An 8,129-nucleotide genomic window follows, 5' to 3' on the forward strand; every position below is an offset into this window, starting at 1 on the left:
GTCCCGCCCGTCCAAAAAGGACGGGCGGGACGCCCATCCCACAAACTTGTGGAAGTTATTTAATTCTCATTCCTTAGTCAGGGAATTGAAGTTACAAAATCAGCGGGATTTTAAACTGCGTTTAGAACACGATCGCCGTCACGAATTTAAGACACCTAAAACCTGTTTTTACAGCGCTTTGCATCTAAATTGAGTACAGCCCTCCTACCCTCCCCCAAGTTCGGGGAGGGGCCGATAGGGCGCGTGGGGTGAATGTACTTCACTCAGTTGAAATCTGCTGTATCAAGTTTTAGCATCTTTGCCGGAAGCCCCACAGGATACCTGTACGGCTGTTGGTGGCGGGATGGATAGGCGGATTGACGTAGGTTTGCGAGTCAATCAATCTTGTCGCGGTGTAATGGATCGATCCACTCTTGTTTGACACTCCCCGACTATCAAGGTGCGGGGATTCTTAATTCAGCGACTAACCTTTAAGTGTTGCGTCATGAAAGGCAATACTCAGACTTTTCAACCGTAGAATCCTACCAATTAACGAGCCTGAGAAAGCAGCCACCAAGCGCGGGTCTGTCTCCAAAAGCGTACTAGAATACTTATCTAGAGTTTGGGTATGCCCTACCCTACTTAACAATCCTAAAAATAGTTTGTTTTGACTGGTTTAAGGCTTACTGAATTCAGCCTCTAGCTGTTTAAAGAGTTTTCGCGGCTGTCCCCCGGTTTGTGCCTAAAAGTGTGTCTCATGTCCTGTTTCACGAGGGCATTGCGAATTTGACCTTGACTTTTATACTATACCCCAGATATCGGAACTTAGCGGACTTTTTGAAAAAAGTTTTAAGAAATTAAAGCTGTCCTAGAAGGACAGGGTTTTAAACCCAAATTTTTGATAAGCTGAGTAACGGTCGTTTCTCTAGACGAGGTAACAATACTGTATTTAAAGCGAGTCAACCATTTGATCGAAAATGGCGATCGGGAAAATTGGTCTGGGGTTGGGACTTTAATTTAGAAGTGATATCGTAGTATCGGTAGATAGTAGATTTGCGGCTGTCAAACAACTTGAGAATTGAATCAATGACAATTTCTGTAACTATGGGGTTAAAGCCGGAAATAAAGTCGTCGGCATTTAGATTTTGTCTAAAAAATTCCTTAGCTCGAGCGCACTGATAGCGCATTTCGTCAAACCCAACAATTTTTACCACAAACGTTGTCAGGGGCGATATCTCCAAATCGGTTATAGAAGTGGTTTTAGCCCGCCCATTTTCTAATAAATTCAATACTTCCGCTTCTAAACTAATTTTAGGTTTGTAAGGTTTCTCTATTTCTGGAAAAAAGCTTTCCAGGCGCACGCAGTTAGCAGTTTTATCCGGCATTCCTCCCATCATCATCGCCAGAGAAACCTCAATCCCCAAATCCGAAGAAAGAGCTTCTAGCAGGGCTAGAGCAGGCAGTTTGCACCCCAAATAAAGCTTCGCAATTTCGAGATTGGACTTAGCAGTAGTTTCCCAGCGCTGATATGTGCGATCGTCTGGATATCCCTCAAACTGCCGGAAAATCATCTCTGGCTTGAGATAATTCAGAAAACCTTCCATCTTCAGCAAAGCAACTCGGTAGTCGCGAATCGTGAAAAAACCGCAGCAGATGAGATTATGATTGGTTTCCGGCAGTAAATTCCAGGTATTTGCCAAAAAATGGGCTGCACTCGGGTGAGCAAAACTCCTCACATCCCGGTTAGAAATTCCCACAGATTTTTTCACCGTTTCCCGCATTTGCTCGTCTGTCAAACTGAGGTTAAACAGACTATTTATTGCTTGCAAGCGGTCATAAAGGCGCTGGCTTACCGTTACTCCGGACTCGGCGGCGCGAAACGGAATTGTTGCTTCAATGCAGCCTGCAATTTGAAGCAATTGCTCGCGTTTGAGAAATGGTTCGAGAGCTTTTGCTGCTACCAAAGCGCTGAGAAATTCGTTTTGTCCGGAGAAAGGATTGAGGACTTCGCCCGGTTCAAAGTTGAATACCAGCATTACCATCTCGAAGGTAGCATCCGCAGACAGTTCAGATTTATCCCGAATTTGTAGCTGTTTGTTAACCTCTTTTGCAACTGGAGTGATGTAGTAGCTGACGTTAAAGTTAATGCTGCGATCGACTTGCACGTAGACGGTATCGTGAAATAAAGCTGCCAAAACCTCGATCGCGTCTTCATTTCCCCCGACATCAAAAATATGTTCGGGAGTGTGAAAAAACCGCCAGGGCCCCATCATCGGCTGAACAATCAGTTCGGCAATCCGAGCGAGTTCACTTGGTTCGACTTTTGCTTCCAGGCGATCGAGCGCCCAAATCAGCTTTTCTAAGCACTGTAAGTAGGCTTGTTTGCTATCCATCACAGTCTTTCCCAATAACATTACTGTCAGTCGATTTTAGATTTTAGATTTTAGATTTTAGATTTACTCCACAGATGAATCTGGAAGCTTGAACCTTAGTCTAAAATTTTTATATCTCCACGACAGGAGTCGGGGGCTTGTATCGGTTTTTGGGCGGGGTGACGTCAGCCACCCTGCTGTTAGTTTGATTCTTTTGTAGATGCGCCCCGGCTTTTTTGAGTTGGAATTTTTGAGCTTTTTGTTGAAGACTTTAGCGGGAATTGAGAAGGCAAATACTTACTTAAAAGCCACTTAATTTCCGGTAGCTGACCTACCCTGTTTCCCCAGTCGAATTAGCACAAAGTATGACAAGTAAATTACATAAATTGCTAAACCTATCAGACCCAACAACCCCAAAAATTGAGGGTTGGCCGTAGGGTGAAACATTTGTTTGTACAGCCAAGGTGGGTCTAACCAAACCCGGCAAAAAGGTTCGTCAATTACCTGAATTTGAGATTTAAAGGCACAGCTTAAGAAGGGAAGTTGAGCTAGAGCGCCCAAACTGCTGTAAACAGTAATCGCCCACCGCCAAGCTGTAAAAGCCAGTTTCAGGGGCGACTGCGGTCGATCGGCAATTTCTTCGTTTAAATCCTCCCAAAACCACAGACAAGCAGGAATTAAGGCCCTCGCAATCACCGACGACACAAAGCTCACAGGCAGCGCAGCGATCATCAGGTAAACTGTAATTGCCAGCAAACTCGCCACCCGCCAATAAATAATCGACAAACGGACGATCGCCTCAGCTTTTGCAACAACAGCCCAAATCAGCACTACCAGCGGGATCGAAATTGTAAATAACACAGACAACCGGTAATCCATCCAGACTAGCGGTTGAAACCAAGGCCCGGTGGCTGCCAATAAAAGACTGAACATCTTTGGGAAAATATACTCACTTATTTGTGACAAATTCTACTACAAAAATGCTAAAAAATCAGTAACCTGAACACGGTCTTAAGGTTTTGTTACTGCTACATTTTCTAAGGTACTTGGCGCGCTTTGAAAGGTACTTGAGACACGATAGACGACAATACCCTTGGGTTAAAACTGTTTATTCGTCGGATCTCCCTTGCAGCATCCCCCGAACCTTGGGCGATGCCAGAGCAAATTCTTGTCCCCCAAGGGGGGCTACCGGGAAGCTGGCTGATTTGAACCGTATTGGGATAGAGGGCAAATCTCGCCATTACCTAAAGGCTCAACCCATAAAATAAAATTCTCCCGCGCCAAAAGTTAGATTTCGGCGCGGGAGGTTCGGCAGAGAGCTAAATGGCTCGTTTATTCCTCGTAGATGCGGCATTCAGCAGCGTCAGGATTGTCGTCGCAATATCTTTCAAAAGAATTCTGAGGTTTGACTTGCTTTTGGTGGGAAGCTTCTGCTTGCAGTTCTTCAACTGCGTCCCACGCGGCGGCGCATTCCCCGGAAGTGGCGCCCTTGAGGTCACAGACGGTACGAGCGCTTTCTAGTTCTTCTTGAATTTTTTCTTGGATGTTGGCGGAGGGTGTTGTTGTCATAAAGCTTGTTGGTATGAAAGTGTAGGAGAATATGGTTGTCCCCGACCTATTTCTAGGTAATGTTAGGACGCGCCTTTGTTTAGTGAGCTGGTTGGGCTAACGGCACATCCTTAACCCAAATAAAGATGTTTAACCGTTAACGACAGAGCAAGAGATTAGCGATCGCATCCGCTTGGTGTCATAACTCAAAAAACGTAGACCTCTAAAGTCTTAGGCCGATCAACTGTGGTTTAAGTCAAAGGCTAGAACCTAGCGTGTCTTTAGACCTGGGTCCTTGACCTTATTAAGTAAGAAAGGTTTTCTTTGTGGATGTTAGTTTGGGTTGGATTTGCAGTTTCGGTCTGGCGACCCCAGCTAATAATAGCTTGAGATGCGCTGCTGTTGCAGCAGCCCAGATAGAAACCATCCATAACGGAGATCGCAGCAGCGGTCTCTACTCCCTGCTTTACTCTAGCCCGTCGGCGGGTTCTAGTCCACAGGCATCAATGTAGGTCGAGCGGACCTTACTTTTGATGAAAACATTACACGAGGTTGGTGTGTCAAACTGTATTGAGCTTTATCTTTTAAGATCTAGCTGAACACGGCATTTAACACTTAACAGATTAAACAGACTCTCATGTTAACTTATGTTAACACAAGAACGGCGATCGAGGGGGAATCGATCGCCCAAGAATACCGTCCCCCCAGGGGCCTGTTCCGGTTAGCCTAATGTATAGAGATAGTTTTATAGAGAAGTTCGCCTTATGTACAGCCAAAACCAAATGCAGTGGGTCAGCGCTTTATCAACCCGTCCGTCTTTGGAATCAGCGCTCAAAGAAGTTGTAGAACAAGCCGATCGCGACCTAGGAGGCCGGGCCGATTTAGGGCTGATATTTATCTCGTCTGCCTTTGCCAGCGAGTATTCTCGGCTGATGCCTTTACTCCGAGAACTGCTGCCAGTGCCCGCGATCCTGGGCTGTGGCGGGGGAGGAGTCATCGGCACGAACCGGGGCGGCCTCACCGAAGAAGTCGAGGGAGCTCCGGCAGTCAGCCTGAGTCTGGCACGCTTGCCGGGAGTGAACGTCAGAACTTTTCACGTTGGTGCAGAAGAACTGCCGGACTTAGACAGTCCCCCGGATACTTGGGTGGATCTCTTGGGCGTCCCGGCCCTGGAAGAACCGCAGTTCATCATCTTGGCCGACCCCTTTTCCGCAAAAATTAACGATTTGCTGCAAGGGCTCGATTATGCCTATCCGGGTGCGGCGAAGGTAGGGGGGCTCGCCGGCGGGGACGGTGCGGGCAGGGGCGCGGCGCTGTTTTGCGACTATCAGCTTTACCGAGAAGGGACGGTTGGGGTAGCTTTGAGCGGCAATATAGTTTTGGAAACGATCGTAGCTCAAGGCTGCAGGCCGATCGGGCACCCTTATCGGGTGACGGAAGGAGAGCGGAATATTTTGCTGAAGCTCGAAGAACAAACCGACGATAGCGGCAGCGGGGGCATCGAGCGATCGCCCTTAGAGGCCCTGCGAGAGTTAGTTCAAACTTTGAGCGAAGAAGACCGAGAATTAGCCCAGCACTCGTTATTTGTAGGCTTAGTCAGCGATGAATTCAAGCTGAAATTAGAGCCGGGAGATTTTTTAATCCGCAATCTGTTGGGAGTAGATCCGAAAGTGGGGGCGATTGCGATCGGCGATCGAGTCCGTCCCGGACAGCGCATCCAATTTCACCTGCGGGACGCGCGCACCTCCGCAGAAGACCTAGAGATGCTGCTCGATCGCTATCAGCGGGCTGCCGAGTACAGCGGTACATCTAGCGCAGGCGCCTTAATGTTCTCTTGTCTGGGGCGCGGCGAAGGGCTTTACGGCCAGTCGAACTTTGACTCCCGACTGTTCGGCCGATACCTCAAAAACATCCCCCTGAGCGGCTTTTTCTGCAACGGCGAAATCGGCCCCGTCGGCGGCAGCACATTTCTGCACGGCTACACCTCGGTATTCGGGATTTGTCGCCAAAATTCATAATTTGTGAACTGTTAACTGTTGACTGTTGACTGTTGACTGTTGACTGTTAACTGTTAACTGTTAAGAATCTAAAATCTAAAATCTAAAATCTAAAATCGATCGATCGGCAATAGCTAAAAGCGGCAGTCGCCTGCCGCTTTTAGGTGTGAGTAGATATTTGGGAACCTTAGAAACTAAAGGTTGTACGCAGGAGTCCGACCCAGATATCGTCGTTTCTGTTGTTGTGTTCGGGATTCATAATTACGTAAACGCCCGGTGTCACTGAGATAAAGTCATTGACTTGGAAGCGATAGAAACCCTCTAAGTGATAAGAGGTGTTGCGGTTTCTGGCGACATCACTCTCAGTAACTTTTGGCGGTACACCGAAGACGAAGCCGAGGAGGTTGCCTTGCCGACCAAAATCTGCCAGGGCCAAAGTGATAGCACCATTCTGGATAGTAGCGTCATTGTTGCCGCCCCGCAGTTGCTGAGCCTTCGTATAACCGTACCAACCGCCAATCTGAAAGCTACGGCTGGGTTTGAAGTTAACTTGCACGCCATAGTTATCTGATTCAGTGGGTGCTAGACCGAAGGGCTGATTCGCCAAAGAACTGCCGGTGCCGCCCATGACGTTAACATCGCCTGCCCGATTGTATTTGCGGGTGTAAGTGAAGGCCAAATCAAACGGTCTGCTAAAAAAGCCGACCTGACCTAGAGCGCTGAAAGAACCGTTGAAAACGCCCCTGCCCTCTGCGGGGTTGGGAGCATCGCTGTCGCCGGCGAGATAGCCCGCGGTAGCTCGGAGGCTGCCCAAGTTGAAAGTCAAACTTGCGCCAGATCCCTGCGGCCCGCGGAATACGGCCGGGTTACGAACTCCAAATCTGGAAATTGCACCAGTACCCGTAGAGTTAAAGGGTGTTACCGTGTCTGCAATTTCATCGAGGTCAAGTCCTTTAGGACCGACAAAGACTGTAGCGCCACCGATCGGGAAACGATAGTACAGTTCGTCTAGTGTGATTTGGCTGCCCTCCTCGCCGTCAAAGGCCAAGCGAGCCATGTTGGTACCGGTAGCCGTGGCTCTGTCGTAGCGGGCGACGTTGACTGCTTGCAAGCGGGTTTTGAGCAAGTCTCGACCGGTGAAGCTGGTGTTCAAGTTCAACCGCACCCGGTAGCCGAGGTTGGTGACCGTGTCGTCTTGGTCGTCGTCAAAGTCGATACCATCTCCGACGAAGGTGTCGCTGAGGGCAAAAATGGCTTCTCCAGCCAATTTGGTTGTGGTGGAGAACTGATTGGCTTCGAGTTCTGCGGTGCGGGCTTCTAGGCCGTCTACTCGTCCGCGCAGGGTAGCCAGTTCGGCTGCAAATTCTTCTTGCAGGCGTTGCAGGATGGCTAAGTCGTCTCTGGTGACCAAGTTACCTGTTGACCCAATTAGCTGGGTTATTTTGTCTAAGCAAGCGTTGACGCCGGCTGCAAATTCGTAGCGAGTCAGGGCGCGGTTCCCGCGGTAGGTGCCGTCGGGATAGCCTACGATACAACCGTAGCGTTCGACTAGGGATTGCAGGGCTTGGAATGCCCAATCTGTCGGCCGCACGTCGGAGAGTTGAGAGACCGATGTCACCTGGGACATGGCTCCGGACTGTTGGGCCGGCAGCGCTTGGGGAGCGACAGGGACGATCGGGCCGCCCATTCCAGCAGGGGAAGTCTGAGCAATTTCTACCTTATCTACCTTAGTAGTAGCTGGGGTAGTAGCTGGGGTGCTGGCGACTGCTGGCACTTCAATTTTCCCAGCAACCTCAGTCTGGGTGCTTTGCACTGCCTTGTCTGATGCTTGGGGAGCCGGTTCGGCTGTGTCTGCTGCTGCCAGGGGTTCAGTCGCTGCTGCTGTGCTGGCGGGAGCGCTTGGGGCTGCTGACTCGATGTCGCTCCCTGTGGTTTGCAGTGCTGCTGCGCTGGTGTCTGGTTCAATTTTTGCCAGTTTTTCAGCGTCTGCGGAGTTGGCTACCGGGGTTTGAGCTGACGGGGCGCTGTTGTTTAAAGCCAGCTTTTCTGGGGTCGCAGGAGCTGCTGCGACTGGTTCTGCAACTGGTTCTCCACCTGGTTCTCCACCTATTTCTGCAATTTTTGACTCAGATGACTGAGCTGTAGCTAGCTGGTTTGCTTCAGCGGTTGCTGGAGCTTCTGCGGCGATCGCAGCGGCACTGACGACTGATGATATACCCAGAATTGCCGGGGA

7 protein-coding genes are annotated in these 8,129 nt (G+C 49.5%); 3 read left to right on the forward strand and 4 right to left on the reverse strand.

All coding sequences use genetic code 11. The features are described 5' to 3' along the window. A partial coding sequence (locus QUB61_RS36325; protein WP_333134590.1) for a hypothetical protein occupies positions 1-193 on the forward strand: 193 nt, incomplete at its 5' end. 745 nt (positions 194-938) lie between these two features. On the opposite strand, the gene QUB61_RS36330 is transcribed toward QUB61_RS36325, so the two are convergent. From QUB61_RS36330 to QUB61_RS36340, 3 genes are all read right to left on the reverse strand, one after another. Then, positions 939-2,393 (reverse strand): hypothetical protein, encoded by a 1,455-nt coding sequence (locus tag QUB61_RS36330; protein WP_333134592.1) that lies wholly within the window; start codon positions 2,391-2,393, stop codon positions 939-941. Between the two features lie 270 nt (positions 2,394-2,663). Then, complete coding sequence (locus tag QUB61_RS36335; RefSeq protein ID WP_333134595.1) at positions 2,664-3,284, reverse strand: DUF3177 family protein; 621 nt, start codon at positions 3,282-3,284, stop codon at positions 2,664-2,666. A gap of 399 nt (positions 3,285-3,683) precedes the next feature. Beyond that, entirely contained in the window at positions 3,684-3,920 is a 237-nt protein-coding gene (locus QUB61_RS36340) for a Calvin cycle protein CP12 (RefSeq protein WP_333134597.1), read from the reverse strand. Between the two features lie 305 nt (positions 3,921-4,225). On the opposite strand from QUB61_RS36340, the gene QUB61_RS36345 reads away from it, so the two are divergent. Both QUB61_RS36345 and QUB61_RS36350 read left to right on the forward strand, forming a co-directional pair. Continuing rightward, a complete protein-coding gene (locus QUB61_RS36345; protein ID WP_333134599.1) occupies positions 4,226-4,411 on the forward strand; it encodes a hypothetical protein in 186 nt (61 codons plus the stop codon). A 252-nt stretch (positions 4,412-4,663) separates the two neighbouring features. Continuing rightward, the gene (locus QUB61_RS36350; protein WP_333134601.1) at positions 4,664-5,917 is read left to right on the forward strand and encodes an FIST N-terminal domain-containing protein; all 1,254 of its coding nucleotides are present in this window, start codon (positions 4,664-4,666) and stop codon (positions 5,915-5,917) included. 166 nt (positions 5,918-6,083) lie between these two features. Here QUB61_RS36350 and QUB61_RS36355 read toward each other — a convergent pair. Continuing rightward, positions 6,084-8,129: iron uptake porin (locus tag QUB61_RS36355; protein WP_333190375.1), on the reverse strand; the 2,046-nt coding region annotated here is incomplete at its 5' end.

The organism is Microcoleus sp. C2D2 (assembly GCF_036702495.1).
GTDB lineage: Bacteria > Cyanobacteriota > Cyanobacteriia > Cyanobacteriales > Microcoleaceae > Microcoleus.